Genomic DNA, 18200 nt, shown 5'->3' on the forward strand with positions numbered 1-18200 from the left:
TCACGGTCCCTGAACGGGACGAGTCCCGTCGTCCCACCGACCCTCCGTTCCTCGCGCGACGCACGGCCGTGCCCCGCCGACTCATGGCCGCGTTTCGCCGATCACCCGTACAGCGCGTTCGATCTCCGCCCCGGACAGGTCCGCCCGGGCGGTCAGTCTGAGCCGTGAGATGCCGTCGGGCACGGAAGGAGGACGGAAGCAGCCCACGGACAGACCGGCCGTCCGGCAGTCGGCCGCCCAGCGCACGGCCTGCTCCGGGGAAGGAGCGCGCACGGAGACGACCGCGGCGTCCGGACGCACCGCTTCCAGACCCGCGGCCGTCAGCCGGGCGTGCAGGTCACGTGCGACCTCGGCCGCGCGCGCCGCACGCCCGGGTTCGCGCTCCAGCAGCCGCAGCGCCGCCAGGGCCGCGCCCGCCGCCGCGGGGGCCAGACCGGTGTCGAAGATGAACGTCCGCGCCGTGTTGACCAGATGGCCGATCACTCGCGCCGGGCCCAGCACCGCACCGCCCTGGCTGCCGAGCGACTTGGACAGCGTCACCGTCACCACGACGTCCTCGTCGCCCGCGATGCCCGCCGCGTGCGGGGCGCCCCGGCCGCCGTCGCCCAGCACGCCGAGCCCGTGCGCGTCGTCGAGCACGAGACCCGCGCCGTGCTCCCGGCACGCCTCGGCCAGCGCGGCCAGCGGGGCCGCGTCGCCGTCCACCGAGAACACCGTGTCCGACACCGCCACCGCGGGGCCCTCGTGGCCGTCCAGCGCCTTGCGCACGGCGTCCGGGTCGCGGTGCGCCACCACCTGGGTCGTGCCCCGGGCCAGCCGGCAGCCGTCGATCAGCGAGGCGTGGTTGCCCGCGTCGGAGACGAGCAGCGAGCCGTGCGGCGCGAGGGCGGTGACGGCGGCGAGGTTGGCCGCGTAGCCGGAGGAGAAGACCAGGGCGGCCTCGAAGCCGCAGAAGTCGGCCAGCTCCCGTTCGAGTGCGGTGTGCAGCTCGGTGGTGCCGGTGACCAGCCGGGAGCCGGTCGCGCCGCCGCCCCACGCGCGGGCCGCCCGAGCGGCCCCCTCGACGACCTCGGGGTGGCGGGCGAGGCCCAGGTAGTCGTTGCTCGCCAGGTCGAGGAGCGGCGTGTCGGCGGGCCGGGGGCGCAGGGTGCGGACGAGCCCGGCCCTGCGGCGCAGCTCCGCCTGCTCGTCGATCCAGCCGAACGCCATCGGTCCTCCGCGGAATTTGTAGGCAGTGCACAGACATTAGCGGCAGGCCGCCCGGCACACGGTGTGGTGATACCCACACCGCCGGACGGCTCTGTTGTCCGAAGTCTCCTTGGCCCGGACGGGTCCCGTAGGACAGGATCGGCTTCCATGGACCTGCTGAACACGCTGGTGGACAAGGGGCTTCGGCGCGAGACGCCGACACGGGCCGAGGCACTGGCCGTCCTCGCGACGACCGACGACGAGCTGCTCGACGTGGTGGCGGCGGCCGGGAAGGTGCGCAGGCACTGGTTCGGCCGCCGGGTGAAACTCAACTATCTGGTGAACCTCAAGTCCGGCCTGTGCCCGGAGGACTGCTCCTACTGCTCCCAGCGGCTCGGCTCGAAGGCCGACATCCTCAAGTACACCTGGCTGAAGCCGGACGAGGCGTCCCGGGCCGCCGCCGCGGGGCTCGCCGGGGGCGCGAAGCGGGTGTGCCTGGTGGCGAGCGGCCGCGGCCCCACGGACCGGGACGTGGACCGGGTGTCGGACACCATCAAGGCCATCAAGGAGCAGAACGAGGACGTCGAGGTGTGCGCCTGTCTGGGCCTGCTCTCCGACGGCCAGGCGGAGCGGCTGCGCGAGGCCGGCGCGGACGCCTACAACCACAACCTCAACACGTCCGAGTCGACGTACGGCGAGATCACGACCACGCACACCTACGCCGACCGGGTCGACACGGTGCGCAAGGCGCACGCGGCCGGTCTTTCCGCCTGTTCGGGGCTGATCGCGGGCATGGGCGAGACCGACGAGGATCTGGTCGACGTGGTGTTCTCGCTGCGTGAGCTGGATCCGGACTCCGTGCCGGTCAACTTCCTGATCCCGTTCGAGGGCACCCCGCTCGCCAAGGAGTGGAACCTGACGCCGCAGCGCTGCCTGCGCATCCTGGCGATGGCACGGTTCGTCTGCCCGGACGTCGAGGTGCGGATCGCCGGCGGCCGTGAGGTGCACCTGCGCACCATGCAGCCGCTCGCGCTGCACCTGGCCAACTCCATCTTCCTGGGCGACTACCTCACCAGCGAGGGACAGGCGGGCAAGGCGGACCTGGAGATGATCGCGGACGCCGGCTTCGAGGTGGAGGGCGCCGGGGAGGTCACGCTGCCCGAGCACCGGGCGGGTGGCGGCCGCAGCTGTCACGCGGGCGGCGGGGCGTGCGGGTCCCACGACGGCGCCGAGGCCGGCTGCGGGTCACACGAAGGCGGCGGCTGCGGTTCGCACGAGGGCGGCGGTGTCTGCGGGACGGCGCCCGCCTCCGCGCCCGCGCCCGCCGCCTCCGCCGACGAGCCGCGTCCCGGCCTGGTGGCCGTGCGCCGCCGGGGCGCCGGAACGGACCTCGCGCCCAATGCCTGAGCCCGACGCGTCCGTCGCCGCCCTGCTGGAGCTCGACCGGCGGCACGTATGGCATCCGTACGGGCCCATGCCGGGGCGTCAGGAACCGCTCGTCGTCGCCTCGGCGAGCGGGGTCCGGCTGACGCTCGCCGACGGGTCGGGCGAGCTGGTCGACGGCATGTCCTCCTGGTGGTCGGCGATCCACGGCTACAACCACCCGGTGCTCAACGAGGCCGCGCGCGACCAGCTGGGCCGGATGAGTCACGTGATGTTCGGCGGGCTCACGCACGAGCCCGCCGTACGCCTGGCGAAGCTCCTTGTCGACATGTCGCCGGACGGTCTGGAGCATGTGTTCCTGGCCGACTCGGGGTCGGTGTCGGTCGAGGTCGCGGTCAAGATGTGCCTGCAGTACTGGCGTTCGCTGGGCCGGCCGGAGAAGCGGCGGCTGCTGACCTGGCGGGGCGGCTACCACGGTGACACCTGGCACCCGATGTCGGTGTGCGACCCCGAGGGCGGGATGCACGACCTGTGGTCCGGGGTGCTGCCGCGCCAGGTGTTCGCCGACGCCCCGCCCGGCCCGTACGAGGAGGAGTACGCCGACCGTCTGCGGGAGCTGATCGGGCGGCACGCGCACGAGCTGGCCGCCGTGATCGTGGAGCCGGTGGTGCAGGGCGCGGGCGGGATGCGGTTCCACTCCCCCGCGTATCTGCGAGTGCTGCGGGAGGCGTGCGACGCGCACGACGTACTGCTGGTCTTCGACGAGATCGCGACCGGGTTCGGGCGCACGGGTGCCCTGTTCGCGGCGGAGCACGCGGCGGTGTCACCGGACGTGATGTGCGTCGGCAAGGCGCTGACCGGCGGTTACCTCACGATGGCGGCGACGCTGTGCTCCTCGCGGGTGGCCGAGGGCATCTCGCGCGGCGAGGTGCCGGTGCTGGCGCACGGTCCGACGTTCATGGGCAACCCCCTGGCGGCGGCCGTGGCGTGCGCCTCCCTGGAGCTGCTGCTCGGCCAGGACTGGCGCGCGGAGGTCAAGCGCATCGAGTCGGGGCTGCGCGAGGGGCTGGCCGAGGCGGCCGCGCTGCCCGGGGTGCGGGACGTGCGCGTGCTGGGCGCGATCGGGGTCGTCCAGCTGGACCACGACGTGGACATGGCCGCGGCCACCCGGGCGGCGGCGCGGGAAGGGGTCTGGCTGCGTCCCTTCCGCGACCTGGTGTACACGATGCCGCCGTACGTCACGGGCGACGCGGACGTCGCGCGGATCACCCGCGCTGTGTGCGCGGCGGCGAAGGAGGGATGACATGCCGGTGCTGGTGGTGACGGGCACGAACACCGAGGTCGGCAAGACGGTGGTGACGGCCGCGGTCGCCGCGGCCGCGCTGGCGGGCGGCCGTTCGGTGGCGGTGCTGAAGGCCGCGCAGACGGGGGTCGGCCCGGACGAGCCGGGAGACGCGGCGGAGGTCGCGCGGCTCGCCGGGGCGGTCACGGCGGCCGAACTGGCCCGCTACCCGGAGCCGCTGGCCCCGGCCACCGCGGCCCGCAGGGCGGGGCGGACGCCCGTGCATCCGCACGAGATCGCCGAACGGGCCGCCAAGCTGGCCACGGAGCACGACCTGGTGCTGGTGGAGGGCGCGGGCGGGCTGCTCGTCCGGTTCGACGCGGCCGGCGGGACGCTGGCGGACGCGGCGGGCCTGCTGCGCGCGCCGGTCCTGGTGGTGACGTCCGCGGGCCTCGGCACCCTCAACTCCACGGAGCTGACCGTGCGGGAGCTGCGCGGGCGCGGCCTCGACCCGGTGGGGGTGGTGATCGGCAGCTGGCCCGCCGACCCCGGGCTCGCGGAGCGCTGCAACCTGCTGGACCTGCCCGACGTCACCGGCGTCCCCCTGCTGGGCGCCGTCCCCGAGGGCGCGGGACGCCTGGCCCCGGCCGCCTTCCGCGCCGCCGCCCCGCACTGGCTGGCGCCCCGGATCGACGGCACCTGGGACGCGGAGGCGTTCCACATGCGCGAGGCGCGTATCCGCGCACGGTGATTCGCCGGGCGGGCCGACGGGGAGAATCGCCGTAGGCCCGACCCGGGGAGGTCCCATGCAGGTGCGGTCGCCCCGCTCCGCCCGGACGGTGCGGGATCCCGTGCACCACCCGGTCTTCGCCCGCTGGTACGCCCGTTGCAGTGCCGCCGCCGAGAGCCGCGGGATGGCGGACGTACGGCGCAGGCTGCTCGGCGGTCTGTCCGGGCGGGTGATCGAGGTGGGCGCGGGCAACGGCCTGAACTTCGCCCACTACCCGGGCACGGTCTCGGAGGTCGTCGCCATGGAGCCGGAGCGTGCGCTGCGCGCGCTGGCCGTGGAGGCGGCGCTGCGGGCGGAGATGCCGGTGGACGTGGCGCCCGGGGTGGCGGAGGCGCTGCCCGTGAAGAGCGAGGCGTTCGACGCGGCGGTCCTGTCGCTGGTGCTGTGCAGCGTGCGGGACGTGCGGCGGGCGCTGGCGGAGGTGCGGCGGGTGCTGCGGCCCGGTGGCGAGGTGCGGTTCTTCGAGCACGGCGCGGGCGGCGGGCGCGTCATGCGCGCCACCCAGCGGGCGCTGGACCGGACGCTGTGGCCGCCGCTCGCGGGCGGCTGTCATCTGTCCCGGGACACGGTCGCGTCGCTGCGGGAGGCGGGCTTCGAGCTGGGCCCCTACCGGCGCATGACGATCCCCGAGAACGGGCCCGCGCTGCCGCAGTCGTTCTGCGTCATCGGCACCGCGTGGCGGCCGCTCTCGGACACGGGGGCCGGCGGCGGGTGATCAGGCGCACCAGCGGCGCAGTTCGGCCGCGATGGCGTCGATGTCCGCGTCGCCCGTCTTGACCAGGCGGGCCAGGTCGCGCACCTGCTCGGGCGAGGTGACGACCTTCAGGCCGCTCGCGACCAGATAGGCGTACGCGACGGCGGAGGCGAACAGCGCGTTGGAGCGCTCCAGCGCGGGGACGTGGATCAGCAGCTGGAGCAGCGCCGCGGCGCGGCTGTGCGGGGTGTCGTAGACGGGGACGTCGAATATCTCGGCGTCGTGCCGGGCGACGGCGGCGATCAGGGCGCCCCAGTCGGTGACCTGGGGGTCTCCGGGGGTCTGCTGCTCCGCGAGCATGAGCAGCCAGGCGAGGTCGATGCGTACGTGGTCCAAGGGTCAGCGGCGGCCTTCTCGCGTGCCCTCGCGGTCCCGGCCGAACTCCTCGGCGAAGACGCTCTCGTACTGCTTCATGAAGTCGGCGGCGGCCTCGACGAAGGCGCGTCCGGCCTCGCCGGTGTCCTGGCGGACGAGTTCCTCGATGTAGCGGTTGACGCTGATGCCCCGCGCCAGGGCACGCTCCCTGGCCGCGCGGGCGGTGCCCTCGTCCACGCGCACGTTCAGCTGAGTCTTCGCCATACCTCGAAGCTAGCGCCAGGTAGCTAGCAACGGCAAGGAACCGGGGCCGCGAGCTTATGTGCCCCTTACATCGGTGTCCGGATCCGGCACTCCCGGGGGATGTTCCGCGCGGACAAGGCCGCCTTACCCTCGGCGCGACATGCTCGGCCCGGCTGTTCACCGGAGGAGGCGGCCTTGTCCACACCCGCTGAGGAGCACGCCCCCGGCCTCGCGTCGCCCGACGGCACCGCGGCCCGCGCCCGCGGACTGACCAAGGCGTACGGCTCGGGCGAGACGGCGGTGATCGCCCTGGACTCGGTGGACGTGGACATCGCGCGGGGCCGCTTCACCGCGGTGATGGGGCCGTCAGGCTCGGGGAAGTCCACGCTGATGCACTGCCTGGCCGGGCTCGACACCGTCTCGACCGGTCAGGTGTGGCTCGGTGACACGGAGATCACCGGGCTGAAGGACACCGAGCTGACCCGGCTGCGGCGGGACCGCGTCGGGTTCATGTTCCAGTCGTTCAACCTGATCCCCACGCTGAACGCACGCGAGAACGTCACCCTGCCCATGGACATCGCCGGGCGGAAGCCCGACGAGGCGTGGCTGGACCAGGTCATCGACACGCTGGGCCTGCGGGACCGCCTGAAACACCGGCCCGCACAGCTGTCGGGCGGCCAGCAGCAGCGGGTCGCCTGCGCGCGGGCGCTGGTCTCCCGGCCCGAGCTGATCTTCGCCGACGAACCGACCGGCAACCTCGACTCCCGGGCCGGCCTCGAAGTGCTCGGCTTCCTGCGGGAGGCGGTGGACCGGCTGGGCCAGACGGTGGTCATGGTCACCCACGACCCCGGCGCCGCCGCCCACGCGGACCTGGTCCTGTTCCTGGCGGACGGGCGCATCGTGGACGAGATGCACCGCCCTACGGCGGAGTCGGTCCTGGAGAGGATGAAGCGGTTCGACGTCGTGCGGGGCGCCACGGTCCCGGACGGTGCGGTATCGCCCGGCGACGCGGTGCCGCCGGGCGGGAGGGGGCGGCCGGATGCCGTGCCCTCGGTCGCCGGACAGGCGGACGCCACGCAGGCGGACGCCACGCAGGCGGACGCCGTGCGGCCCGACGGCTCGCCGCCGGACGGCGGGACGTCACACCGCACAGAGCCGGACGGCCCGAGGCCGACCGCCACGCCCCCGAAGGGGACGGAGCCCGGCGCCGCTCCCGGCGCTTCACCGTCGGACGGCAGCCGGCGGGGCACTCCGCCCGCGGCCGGCGGGAAGCCGAGCGTTCCGCCGCGGGGCGACGGAACGACGGGGGCCACGCCCCCTGGCGGCGGTACTGCGGGCGTCGGGCGGACGCGCCCCGCCTCGTCCGCCGCCGGAGGTCCGGCTGACGAGAGCGCTCCCGGCGAGCAGGGCTCCGGGGAGGGCTGACGGCGTGCTGAAAGCGACCCTGCGGAGTTTCCTCGCGCACAAGGGGCGGCTTCTGCTGTCCGCCCTCGCCGTCGTGCTGTCCGTCGCGTTCGTCGCGGGCAGTCTCATCTTCTCCGACACCGTCAACCGCACCTTCGACCGCCTGTTCGCCTCCAGTTCCGCCGACGTGACGGTGCAGCCGCGGGAGTACCTGGAGGCCGCGGTGCCGACCGGGGCCGTGGCGACGGTGCCCGCCGGGCTGGCCCGGCAACTGGGCGGCGTCCAGGGTGTGGCGTCGGCCCACCCGGACGTCGAGGTGGAGAACGTCACCGTCGTCGACGACCGCAACGAGTCCGTCGGCCCGACCACCGGCGCGCCGACCCTCGCCGTGGACTGGCACGTCACCGAGCGCAGCGTGGTGGAGCTGACCTCCGGCCGCACCCCGCGCGGGGACGGCGAGGCCGTGCTGGACGCGGACACCGCGGACGCCAAGGGCGTGGAGATCGGCGACGCGCTGACCGTGCAGGCGCAGCCGGGTTCGTTCCGTGTCGAGGTGGTCGGGATCGCCACCTTCACCACCACCAACCCGGGCGCGGCCCTGGTGTTCCTGGACCCGGACGTGGCGGCCACCCGTCTGCTGGGCGCCGCGGACCGGGCCACCAGCGTCTCCGTGGAGGCGGTGCCGGGCGTGCCGGACGCGGAGCTGAAGCGGCGGATCACCGCCGAACTCGGCGCCGGCGCCTACGAGATCAGGACGGCGGACGAACTGGCCGAGACGGCCTCCGAGGAACTGGGCGCGTTCCTCGACGTCATCAAGTACGCGATGCTCGGCTTCGCCGGGATCGCCGTGCTCGTGGGCGTGTTCCTGATCGTCAACACCTTCTCCATGCTCATCGCCCAGCGCACCCGTGAGCTGGGCCTGCTGCGGGCGCTCGGCGCGGACCGGCGGCAGGTGCGGCGATCGGTGCTGACGGAGGCGGTGCTGCTGGGACTGGCCGGCTCGACGGCCGGCCTGGCGGCCGGGGTGGGGCTGGCCTTCGGGCTGATCCGGCTGATGAGCGCCTTCGGGATGAACCTCAGGACCACGGAGATGGTGGTCGGCTGGGCCACGCCCGTCTCCGCGTACGTGGTGGGCGTGGGCGTCACCTTCGTCGCCGCGTACCTGCCGGCCCGTCGCGCGGCGGCCGTCTCCCCGATGGCCGCGCTGGCCGACGCGGAGGTCGCCGGGGTGGGCCGGCCGCTGCGGGCCCGCGCGGTGGCCGGAGGCGTCGTCGGCGCGCTCGGCGCGGCGGCGCTGCTGGGCTGTGTGCTGTCGGCCGACACGGCGACGGCGGCGTCCCTGCTGGGGCTCGGAGTCGTGCTCACCCTGGTCGCCACCGTCGTCGCGGGCCCGCTGCTGGTGCGCCCTGTGATCCGGGTGCTGGGCGCGGCGTTCCCCGCGCTGTTCGGCGCGGTCGGCCGGATGAGCCGGCGCAACGCCCTGCGCAACCCGCGCCGCACCGGGGCCACGGCCGCCGCGCTGATGGTGGGGCTGGCCCTGGTGGGAGGTCTGTCGGTGGCCGGCGCGTCGATGTCCCGGTCCTTCGACGAGCAGATCGACAAGACACTGGGCGCGGACTTCGTGATCCAGAACGCCAACTTCATGCCCTTCCCGCCGGAGGTCACCGACCGGGTGCGGGACACCGAGGGCGTCGGCCTGGTCGTGCGGCAGCGGTTCGCGCCGGTGGCGGTGCGGCTGCCGGACGGCGAGCGGATCGAGACCACCGCCGCCGGGTACGACGACGGCGTCGACGACGTCGCCCGGGTGACGTACGCGGAGGGCGGCACTCAGGCCGCGCTGGCCGACGGCGGGATCGCCATGGACGCGGGGTTCGCGGCCGAGCACGGGGTGCGCCGGGGCGACCGGGTGCCGGTGGAGTTCCCCGGCGGCCGCACCGCCGCGTTCACGGTGGCCGCCCTGACCGACATGGAGGGCGGCGAGGGCTTCGGGATGCGCGGCGGGCTGTTCTTCGGCATGGCGGCCGTGGAGGAGTACGTGCCGGGCGGCCAGGACTCCGCGCTGTACGTCAACGCCGCGGCCGGCAGCTCCCCGGACGAGCTGCGTGACCGGCTGGAGGCGACGCTCGACCCGTATCCGCAGGTGCGGGCGCGCGACCAGGCCGACTACAAGGAGCTGGTGCACGAGCAGATCGCCGTGCTGCTGTACCTGGTGTACGCCCTGCTGGGGCTGGCGATCGTGATCGCGGTGCTGGGCGTGGTCAACACGCTCGCGCTGTCGGTGGTGGAGCGCACCCGGGAGATCGGGCTGCTGCGGGCGATCGGTCTTGGCCGGCGGCAGCTGCGGCGCATGATCCGGCTGGAGTCCGTGGTGATCGCGGTGTTCGGCGCGGTGCTGGGCCTGGCGCTGGGGCTGGTGTGGGGCGTGTGCGTCCAGCAGGTGCTGGCGCTGGAGGGCATGACCGCGTTCGCGGTGCCCTGGGGCACGGTCGTGGCGGTGGTCGTCGGATCGGCTGTGGTGGGTGTGGCGGCGGCGCTGCTGCCGGCTCTGCGGGCGTCGAGGATGAACGTGCTGGAGGCCATCGCCCACGAGTGAGCCGGCCTCCCCACCACCGGTCCGCATGATGGAATTCCGTGATCACTCCGCCGCGGCCGTGCTGGGATCGGCCGCATGAGTGAACTCACGAGCGCACCGCGGATCCGGGCCGCCGGCCCCGACGACCTCGACGCCGTGCTGGCCTTCTGGAAGACGGCCGCCGAGGGCACCAGCATCAGCGACGACCGCAGCGGCGTGGAGCGGCTGGTCGCCCGCGACCCCGAGGCGCTGATCCTCGCCGAACGGGAGGGGGAGCTGGTCGGCACGGTGATCTCGGGCTTCGACGGCTGGCGGTGCCATCTGTACCGGCTGGCGGTGCACCCGGACCACCGCCGCCAGGGCGTCGCGACGGCGCTGCTGGCCGCCGCGGAGGAGCGGTTCAGGGCGCTCGGCGGGCGCCGCGCGGACGCGATGGTGCTGCAGCGCAACGAGACCGCCCATCATGCGTGGGGCGCGGCGGGGTATGCGCCGGAGGAACGCTGGCGGCGCTGGGTGAAGCCCCTCACCGGGTGATCCACTGCCCGCCGGCCGCCCTGCCCCTCCTCCCCCGGTGAGGGCCGTCCGGCCCTCCGTGAAAGGTCGTGTCACCGCCCGTGGGCCCGCAACCGGTTGCCGCCGACACCGCGCGTCCGACCCCGTCCTGTCCGACGATGGGACGGAGGTGACCCGATGACCGAAGTGCTCCTCCTGCTGGCGGCGATTGGACTGTCGCTCCTGTGCGGGGCGTTCGTGGCGGCCGAGTTCTCCCTCACCACGGTCGAGCGGGCCGAGCTGGAGCGGGCGGTGGAGCGCGGCGAGCGAGGCGCCGCCGGCGCGCTCAAGGCCGTCCGCAGCCTGACCTTCCAGCTCTCCGGGGCCCAGCTCGGCATCACCGTCACCAATCTGGTGGTCGGCATGTTGTCCGAGCCGTCGATCGCCGCGCTGATCAGAGGCCCTCTGCGGGACCTCGGCGCCTCGGAGTCGGTGGCCCGGTCGCTGGCGCTGGTGATCGGCACCGGCCTGTCGACGGTGTTCCTGATGGTGGTCGGCGAGCTGGTGCCGAAGAACTGGGCGATCTCCTCGCCGCTCGCGGTCGCGAAACGGGTGGGCAACGCCCAGCGCTGGTTCAGCGCCGCGTTCCGCCCGTTCATCACCCATCTGAACAACTCGGCCAACCGGACGGTGCGCCGGATCGGGCTGGAGCCGGCCGAGGAGCTGGAGTCCGCGCGCAGCCCCCAGGAGCTGGCCGCGCTGGCCCGGCACTCCGCCAAGGAAGGCGCCCTGGAGGCGGACACCGCCGAGCTGTTCGTCCGCACGCTGAACCTCGCCGACCTCACGGCGGAGAACGTGATGACGCCCCGCGTCCAGGTCATCGCCCTGGAGGAGAGCGCGACCTGCGAGGACGTGGCCAACGTGACCCGCGCGACCGGGCTGTCCCGGTTCCCCGTGTACCGCGGGACGCTGGACCGGGTCGTCGGCACGGCGCATGTGAAGGACGTGCTCGCGCTGCCCGCCGAGCGCCGTACCGAGGTGCCCGTGTCGGAGCTGATGCGCGAACCGCTCCTGGTGCCGGGCTCGCTCACCGTCGACCGGCTGCTCGACCGGCTGTCCGGCCGCCGCACCATGGCCGTGGTCATCGACGAGTACGGCGGCACGGCGGGCGTGGCCACCCTGGAGGACATCGTGGAGGAGGTCGTCGGCGAGGTCCGCGACGAGCACGACCCGCACGAGACGCCCGACCTGGCGCGGGCCGGCACCGACGAGGCGGGCCGCGAGCTGTTCTCCGCCGACGGCTCCGCACGCCTGGACCAGCTGGCCCGGGTGGGGCTGCGCGCCCCGGAGGGGCCGTACGAGACGCTGGCCGGGCTGGTGGCCGCAGAGCTGGGCCGGATACCGGAGACCGGGGACGCCGTCGAGGTGGCCGGCTGGCGTCTGGAGGTCGCGGACGCCTCGGGCCGCCGCGCGGCGCGCGTGCTGCTGCGGGCGCCCCTCGACGACGAGAAGCCGGACGGCCACGCGACCGCGTCGGCCGACACCCATGACGACCCGGGGGCCCGCCGATGACCGCCGTGCAACTGCTGATCGGCCTGGCCACCCTGGTCGCCAACGCCTTCTTCGTCGGCGCGGAGTTCGCCCTGATCTCGGTGCGCCGCAGCCAGATCGAGCCGTACGCCGACGAGGGCGACCGGCGCGCCAAGCGGGTGCTGTGGGGGCTCGAGCACGTGTCCGCGCTGCTGGCGGCGGCGCAGCTGGGGATCACGCTGTGCACCCTGGTCCTCGGCATCGTCGCCGAGCCGGCCATCGCGCATCTGCTGGAACCGGTGTTCCACGCGGTGGGCGTCCCGGAGGGCGCCGGCCACGCGGTGTCGTTCGTGATCGCACTGAGCCTGGCCACGTATCTGCACATGCTGCTGGGCGAGATGGTGCCGAAGAACATCGCGCTCGCCGAGCCGGTGCGCAGCGCGCTGCTGCTGGGTCCGCCGCTGGTGGCGCTGTCCCGCGCGCTGCGCCCGGTGATCTTCACCGTCAACGCGTTCGCGAACACGCTGCTGAAGCTGTTGCGGGTGGAGACACGGGACGAGGTGGTCGCGTCCTTCTCCGACGCCGAACTGGCGCAGATCGTGAAGGACTCCGGTGAGGCGGGCCTGATCGACGACCGGGCCCGCGAGCGGCTGAACGACGCGCTGGAGCTGGGCCGGCGTCCGGTGCGGGACGTGGTGCTGCCGTTGGAGCGGGTGCTCTACGCGCGCGTGGGCGTCACGCCGGAGGAGCTGGAGAGGCTGTCGGCGGAGTCCGGCTTCTCGCGGTTCCCGGTGGTGGACGAGCAGCGGCGGATCGTCGGCTATCTGCACGTCAAGGACGCTTTGGACGCCTCGCCGCGGGACATGCCGTTCCGGCTGCGGGACATGCGGTCGATCGCGCGGGTCCGGGAGAGCACGCCGCTGGACGACGTGCTCACCGCGATGCGGCGCAGCCGTACGCATCTGGCGGCCGTGCTCGGCGCGGACGGGCGGATGGCGGGGCTGGTGACGATGGAGGACGTGCTGCGGGAGCTGTTCGGGCAGCGCGCCTGACCGGCTCCAGCCGTCCGGAGGGAAGGTGACCGACCGGCGGGTATGTGCCAGGGGCTACCATTTCTGTCGCCATGCAGACGAACCCCACTCCCAGCTCCCCCGCCCACGCCAGCCTCGTGGCCCTGGGCGACTCCTTCACCGAGGGCATGTCGGACCTGCTGCCCGACGGCACCTACCGCGGCTGGGCCGACCTGCTCGCGGCCCGGATGGCCGCGGTCACGCCCGGCTTCCGGTACGCCAACCTCGCGGTGCGCGGCAAGCTGATCCAGCAGATCGTCGACGAGCAGGTCGACCGCGCGGCGGCCATGGGCGCCGACGTGATCACCCTGGTCGGTGGTCTCAACGACACGCTGCGCCCCAAGTGCGACATGGTCCAGGTGCGGGACCTGCTCACCGAGGCCGTGGAGCGGCTGGCCCCGCACTGCGAGCAACTCGTGCTGATGCGCAGCCCGGGCCGTCAGGGACCGGTGCTGGAGCGCTTCCGCCCCCGCATGGAGGCGCTGTTCGCGGTCGTCGACGAGCTCGCCGCCCGGCACGACGCGGTGGTGGTCGACCTGTACGGTGCGCCGGCGCTCGGCGACCCCCGGCTGTGGGACGTGGACCGGCTGCACCTCACCGGCGAGGGGCACCGCAGGGTCGCGGAGGCGGTGTGGCAGACGCTCGGTTACCCGGCGGAGGACCCGGAGTGGCACCTGCCCCCGGACGCGACGCTGCCGCCGCACTGGGTGGCGCGCCGGGTCGAGGACGCGCGGTTCGCGCGCCGGCACCTGCTGCCGTGGATCGGCCGCCGGCTCACCGGGCGCTCCTCCGGGGACGGCCTGCCGCCCAAGCGCCCCGAGCTGCTGCCCTACGAGACGGCGTAGCGGTCCTTTCGTACGTTCCTCCAGGTCACCCCGTGGCGCGGGCCTGCACGAATCGCCAGTAGACTCCCTGTACGTGACTGCTGCGCCCGCCAAGCCCCGTATCCCGAACGTCCTCGCCGGACGCTACGCCTCCGCCGAGCTCGCCACGCTCTGGTCGCCCGAGCAGAAGGTGAGGCTCGAGCGGCAGCTCTGGCTCGCCGTGCTGAAGGCCCAGAAGGACCTCGGGATCGAGGTGCCCGACACGGCGATCGCCGACTACGAGCGGGTCCTCGACACCGTCGACCTGGCCTCGATCGCCGAGCGCGAGAAGGTCACCCGCCACGACGTGAAGGCGCGGATCGAGGAGTTCAACGACCTCGCCGGGCACGAGCACGTCCACAAGGGCATGACCTCCCGCGATCTCACCGAGAATGTCGAGCAGCTCCAGATCCGGCTCTCGCTGGAGCTGATGCGCGACCGCTCCGTGGCCGTGCTGGCCCGTCTCGGCAAGCTGGCCGGGGAGTACGGCGAGCTGGTCATGGCCGGCCGCTCGCACAACGTGGCCGCGCAGGCCACCACCCTCGGCAAGCGCTTCGCGACCGCCGCCGACGAACTGCTGGTGGCCTACGGGCGGCTGGAGGAGCTGCTGGGCCGCTACCCGCTGCGCGGCATCAAGGGCCCGGTCGGCACCGCGCAGGACATGCTGGACCTGCTCGGCGGGGATGCCGCCAAGCTGGCCGAGCTGGAGAACCGGATCGCCGGCCACCTCGGCTTCTCCCAGGCGTTCACGTCCGTCGGCCAGGTCTACCCGCGCTCCCTGGACTACGAGGTCGTCACCGCGCTGGTGCAGCTGGCCGCCGCGCCGTCCTCGCTGGCGAAGACGATCCGGTTGATGGCCGGGCACGAGCTGGTCACCGAGGGATTCAAGCCCGGTCAGGTCGGCTCGTCCGCGATGCCGCACAAGATGAACACGCGCTCCTGCGAGCGGGTCAACGGCCTGATGGTCATCCTGCGCGGCTACGCCTCGATGACGGGCGAGCTGGCCGGCGACCAGTGGAACGAGGGCGACGTGTCCTGCTCCGTGGTGCGCCGGGTCGCGCTTCCGGACGCGTTCTTCGCGCTCGACGGGCTGCTGGAGACGTTCCTGACCGTGCTCGACGAGTTCGGCGCCTTCCCGGCCGTCGTGGCCCGGGAGCTGGACCGCTACCTGCCGTTCCTCGCCACGACCAAGGTGCTGATGGGCGCGGTCCGCGCGGGTGTCGGCCGTGAGGTCGCCCACGAGGCGATCAAGGAGAACGCCGTCGCCACCGCGCTCGCCATGCGGGAGCAGGGCGCCGAGCGCAACGACCTGCTCGACAAGCTCGCCACCGACGAGCGGCTGCCGCTGGACCGCGCCGAGCTGGAGGCGCTGATGGCGGACAAGCTGTCCTTCACCGGCGCCGCGAGCGACCAGGTCGCCACCGTGGTCGCCCGGATCGACGCGATCGTGAAGCAGCACCCGGAGGCCGCCGGCTACACCCCCGGGGCGATCCTCTGAGGCGCTTCACCCAGGAGGAACTGGAGGCCGCCCGCGACCGCCTCGTGCCTGACGTGGTCGCGGACGGTCTGCGGGTGCTGTTCTGCGGCATCAACCCGGGCCTGATGACGGCCGCCACCGGCCACCACTTCGCGCGCCCCGGCAACCGCTTCTGGCCCGCCCTGCACCGCTCCGGCTTCACCCCGCGCCGGCTGCCGCCGGAGGAGCAGCACGAGCTGCTGTCGTACGGGCTGGGCATCACGAACGTGGTGGCGCGGGCGACCGCGCGGGCCGACGAGCTGAGCGCCGGGGAGTACCGGGAGGGCGGGCGGGAGCTCGCCGTGAAGGTGGGCCGGCTGCGCCCCCGCTGGCTGGCCGTGCTCGGGGTGACCGCGTACCGCACGGCGTTCGACGACCGCACCGCCAAGGTCGGGCCGCAGGTGCGGACGATCGGCGAGTCCCGGGTGTGGGTGCTGCCCAATCCCAGCGGACTGAACGCGCACTGGACGCCGGCGACGCTCGCCGAGGAGTTCGCGCGGCTGCGGGAGGCGGCGGAGCGGGAGTGACGGGTCCCTGAGGATCCGCGCCTCCTAGGGCGGCGCCGTCTCCGTGACCACGGCCAGAAGCTCCACGGAGCCGCTCGGGTCCTGGTCGGCGAGCGCGACCGCGACCCAGCGGCCGGTCCCCCGCACCTCCCACAGCCAGGCCACGCCCGCGTGGTGACTCAGCCACCCCCACGGCTCGGGTATGTCCTCCCGCTCCGTGCGCAGCTGCACCGTCCGCAGGTTGTACGGGTCGGTGTCGCCCCAGCGGGAGGCGAGCAGTTCGTACACCGCGTCGCGGTCCTTCTCGAACTGGTCCACCGTCACCGCCCGGCCCGCCGGGTCGAGATCCGGGCGGTCACCGGTCTCCAGCACGGCGACATGGTGGCCCGGTCCCGAGAAGCCGACGTCCGACGGGCCGTGCTCCGCCGGGAAGGGCCGGAAGCACAGCTCGTCGATGAGGGCGATGTGCCGGGCGAGGTTCATGGCTCCAGTAAACCCGCAGCCACTGACAGTTGGCGGCGGGTCAACCGGCCACCCTTCAGGCGTCCTGACGGCGCAGCCGCCACGCACCGGCCAGCAGGGCCGCGGCCGTCCAGCACGCGGTGACGCCAAGTCCCGTCCACGGGCCCAGCGTTCCCTCGGGCACGCTGCGCAGCACCGTCTGCCCCGCGCGGTCCGGCATGAAGTCGGCGACCGCCCCGAGCGCGTCACCGATCACGAACGACACGATGAGGACGAACGGGATCAGCACCGACAGGGTGGCCACCCCGCTGCGCAGCAGGGTGGCGAGTCCGGCCGCGAACAGCGCCATGAGCGTGAGGTAGAGGGCTCCGCCGACCACACCGCGCACCTGGTCGGCGGTGGTCAGGCCGTCGGCCGCGTCGCCGAGTCCGGCCAGGCCCGCCAGGAGCGCAGTAAGGGACGTCACCAGGGCCACCACCAGCACGACGGCGGCGATCGCGGCCGCCTTGGCGGCGAACCACAGCCCGCGACGCGGGACCGCCGTCAGCGACAGCCGCACGGCGGCGCCCTCGCGGTACTCGGCGGACACAGCCAGGGAACCGAAGGTGATGGCGGCGATCTGGCCGAGCGCGGTGCCGGACAGGGCCGCGAACAGCGGGTCGGCGCCCTGGTCCTCGGGGTCCAGGGTGGCGAGCGCGGAGAACGCGGTGGTCACCGCGAACAGCACGAGCAGGGTGGCGAGCAGCGAGCGTACGGTGCGGATCTTCAGCCACTCGGAGCGGAACAGGGGGGCGAACGGCACGGTCAGGCCTCCTGGGACTGGGTGACGAACTCGGTCTCGGCGGCGGTCAGGTCCAGGTAGGCCTGCTCCAGGGTGCCCTCGGCGGCGGCGAGTTCGAGGAGCGGAACCCCTTCGGCCGAGGCGAGGCGCCCGATGTCGTCCAAGCGCGCGTCGGGCACGGTCCAGTGGCCGTCGGGGTGGCGCACCGCCTGGTGACCGTGCCGGGCCAGGACGTTCTCCAGCGCGTCCGGGTCGGAGGTGCGGACCCGGACGGCGGGCCGTACGCGCGCGTCGATGAACTCCCGCAGGGAGGTGTCGGCCAGCAGCCGGCCCCGGCCGAGGACGACCAGATGGTCGGCGAACGAGGCGGTCTCGTTCATCAGATGACTGGACACCAGCACGGTCCGCCCCTCGTCCGCGAGCCGCCGCAGCAGTCCGCGGATCCACACGATGCCCTCGGGGTCGAGGCCGTTGGACGGCTCGTCGAGCATCACCACCTCCGGGTCGCCGAGCAGCGCGGCGGCGATGCCGAGCCGCTGCCGCATGCCGAGCGAATACGTCCGCACCCGGCGTCGGGCGGCCGGGGCCAGCCCGGTCTCCTCCAGCACCTCGGCCACCCGGCGGTCCGGGATGCGGTGCGTGGCCGCCAGGATGCGCAGATGGTCGCGGCCGGTGCGGGAGCCGAGCGCGGCGCCGGGGTCCAGCAACGCGCCGACCGTGCGCAGGGGTTCGCGCAGGGACGCGTACGGCCGGCCGCCGAGGGCGGCCGCGCCGGAGGTGGGGTGGTCCAGGCCGAGCACGAGGCGCATGGTGGTGGACTTGCCGGCGCCGTTGGGGCCGAGGAAGCCGGTGACGCGGCCGGGCGGCACGGTGAAGGTGAGGTCGTCGACGGCTCGTCGGGCGCCGTACTCCTTGGTGAGATGGCGGACGTCGATGCTGGTCATGGCATCAGCGTGGTGGACCGGCCCCATGCGGGGCCTCCCCCGTACAGGGAGATCGTCTCCCCCGTGCGGGGGAGCCCGCTGTCGGCACCGGGTGTCAGGATGACG

Annotated in this window: 17 protein-coding genes and 1 pseudogene; 12 read left to right on the forward strand and 6 right to left on the reverse strand. The window is 73.9% G+C overall.

Annotation, left to right across the window (positions count from 1 at the left end):
- Positions 1 to 81: 81 nt before the first annotated feature.
- The gene (locus MTR79_RS21195; RefSeq protein WP_189364084.1) at positions 82 to 1209 is read right to left on the reverse strand and encodes an 8-amino-7-oxononanoate synthase; all 1128 of its coding nucleotides are present in this window, start codon (positions 1207 to 1209) and stop codon (positions 82 to 84) included.
- 147 nt (positions 1210 to 1356) lie between these two features.
- Between MTR79_RS21195 and bioB the strand changes: the two genes are divergently transcribed.
- Genes bioB through MTR79_RS21215 form a run of 4 tightly spaced genes read left to right on the forward strand, consistent with a single transcriptional unit; the run spans position 1357 to position 5358 of the window.
- Entirely contained in the window at positions 1357 to 2595 is a 1239-nt protein-coding gene (gene bioB, locus MTR79_RS21200; RefSeq protein WP_244791778.1) for a biotin synthase BioB, read from the forward strand.
- Positions 2588 to 3874 carry an adenosylmethionine--8-amino-7-oxononanoate transaminase gene (locus MTR79_RS21205; RefSeq protein WP_244791779.1) on the forward strand — a complete coding sequence of 429 codons (1287 nt, stop codon included), beginning with the start codon at positions 2588 to 2590 and terminating at the stop codon, positions 3872 to 3874. Before bioB ends, MTR79_RS21205 begins: the two co-directional genes overlap by 8 nt.
- A 1-nt stretch (position 3875) precedes the next feature.
- Positions 3876 to 4604, forward strand: a complete 729-nt coding sequence (gene bioD, locus MTR79_RS21210) for a dethiobiotin synthase (RefSeq protein WP_189364087.1) — start codon at positions 3876 to 3878, stop codon at positions 4602 to 4604.
- A 55-nt stretch (positions 4605 to 4659) separates the two neighbouring features.
- Positions 4660 to 5358 (forward strand): class I SAM-dependent methyltransferase, encoded by a 699-nt coding sequence (locus tag MTR79_RS21215; protein WP_189364088.1) that lies wholly within the window; start codon positions 4660 to 4662, stop codon positions 5356 to 5358.
- On the opposite strand, the gene MTR79_RS21220 is transcribed toward MTR79_RS21215, so the two are convergent.
- The gene (locus MTR79_RS21220) at positions 5359 to 5733 is read right to left on the reverse strand and encodes a hypothetical protein (protein ID WP_048456327.1); all 375 of its coding nucleotides are present in this window, start codon (positions 5731 to 5733) and stop codon (positions 5359 to 5361) included.
- Positions 5734 to 5736: 3 nt separating this feature from the next.
- Entirely contained in the window at positions 5737 to 5976 is a 240-nt protein-coding gene (locus MTR79_RS21225) for a hypothetical protein (protein ID WP_019524761.1), read from the reverse strand.
- A 174-nt stretch (positions 5977 to 6150) separates the two neighbouring features.
- Between MTR79_RS21225 and MTR79_RS21230 the strand changes: the two are divergent.
- The 8 genes and pseudogenes from MTR79_RS21230 to mug form a co-directional block, all read left to right on the forward strand.
- Positions 6151 to 6924: pseudogene (locus MTR79_RS21230) on the forward strand (ABC transporter ATP-binding protein); the annotation flags it as partial.
- A 460-nt stretch (positions 6925 to 7384) separates the two neighbouring features.
- Positions 7385 to 9952: an ABC transporter permease gene (locus MTR79_RS21235; RefSeq protein WP_244791780.1), complete on the forward strand. Its 2568-nt coding sequence runs from the start codon at positions 7385 to 7387 to the stop codon at positions 9950 to 9952.
- Positions 9953 to 10027: 75 nt separating this feature from the next.
- The gene (locus MTR79_RS21240; RefSeq protein WP_086701275.1) at positions 10028 to 10465 is read left to right on the forward strand and encodes a GNAT family N-acetyltransferase; all 438 of its coding nucleotides are present in this window, start codon (positions 10028 to 10030) and stop codon (positions 10463 to 10465) included.
- A 156-nt stretch (positions 10466 to 10621) separates the two neighbouring features.
- Entirely contained in the window at positions 10622 to 11995 is a 1374-nt protein-coding gene (locus tag MTR79_RS21245) for a hemolysin family protein (protein ID WP_086701273.1), read from the forward strand.
- Positions 11992 to 13005: a hemolysin family protein gene (locus tag MTR79_RS21250; protein ID WP_086701272.1), complete on the forward strand. Its 1014-nt coding sequence runs from the start codon at positions 11992 to 11994 to the stop codon at positions 13003 to 13005. The genes MTR79_RS21245 and MTR79_RS21250 overlap by 4 nt, the downstream gene beginning before the upstream one ends.
- 71 nt (positions 13006 to 13076) lie before the next feature.
- Positions 13077 to 13868, forward strand: coding sequence for an SGNH/GDSL hydrolase family protein (locus tag MTR79_RS21255; RefSeq protein WP_086701271.1), 792 nt, complete (start codon positions 13077 to 13079; stop codon positions 13866 to 13868).
- Between the two features lie 73 nt (positions 13869 to 13941).
- Positions 13942 to 15384 (forward strand): adenylosuccinate lyase, encoded by a 1443-nt coding sequence (purB, locus tag MTR79_RS21260; protein WP_086701269.1) that lies wholly within the window; start codon positions 13942 to 13944, stop codon positions 15382 to 15384.
- Positions 15385 to 15428: 44 nt separating this feature from the next.
- A complete protein-coding gene (gene mug, locus MTR79_RS21265; protein ID WP_086701268.1) occupies positions 15429 to 15929 on the forward strand; it encodes a G/U mismatch-specific DNA glycosylase in 501 nt (166 codons plus the stop codon).
- Between the two features lie 24 nt (positions 15930 to 15953).
- Here the strand turns inward: mug and MTR79_RS21270 are convergent, their stop codons facing one another.
- The 3 genes from MTR79_RS21270 to MTR79_RS21280 are packed head-to-tail and all read right to left on the reverse strand — an operon-like array spanning position 15954 to position 18095.
- Positions 15954 to 16391 (reverse strand): hypothetical protein, encoded by a 438-nt coding sequence (locus tag MTR79_RS21270; protein WP_086701267.1) that lies wholly within the window; start codon positions 16389 to 16391, stop codon positions 15954 to 15956.
- Between the two features lie 55 nt (positions 16392 to 16446).
- Positions 16447 to 17172, reverse strand: a complete 726-nt coding sequence (locus MTR79_RS21275) for an ABC transporter permease (protein WP_244791781.1) — start codon at positions 17170 to 17172, stop codon at positions 16447 to 16449.
- Between the two features lie 2 nt (positions 17173 to 17174).
- Complete coding sequence (locus MTR79_RS21280; protein ID WP_244791782.1) at positions 17175 to 18095, reverse strand: ATP-binding cassette domain-containing protein; 921 nt, start codon at positions 18093 to 18095, stop codon at positions 17175 to 17177.
- Positions 18096 to 18200: the final 105 nt, after the last annotated feature.

It is taken from the genome of Streptomyces sp. BJ20 (genome assembly GCF_022869105.1).
GTDB lineage: Bacteria > Actinomycetota > Actinomycetes > Streptomycetales > Streptomycetaceae > Streptomyces > Streptomyces griseoincarnatus.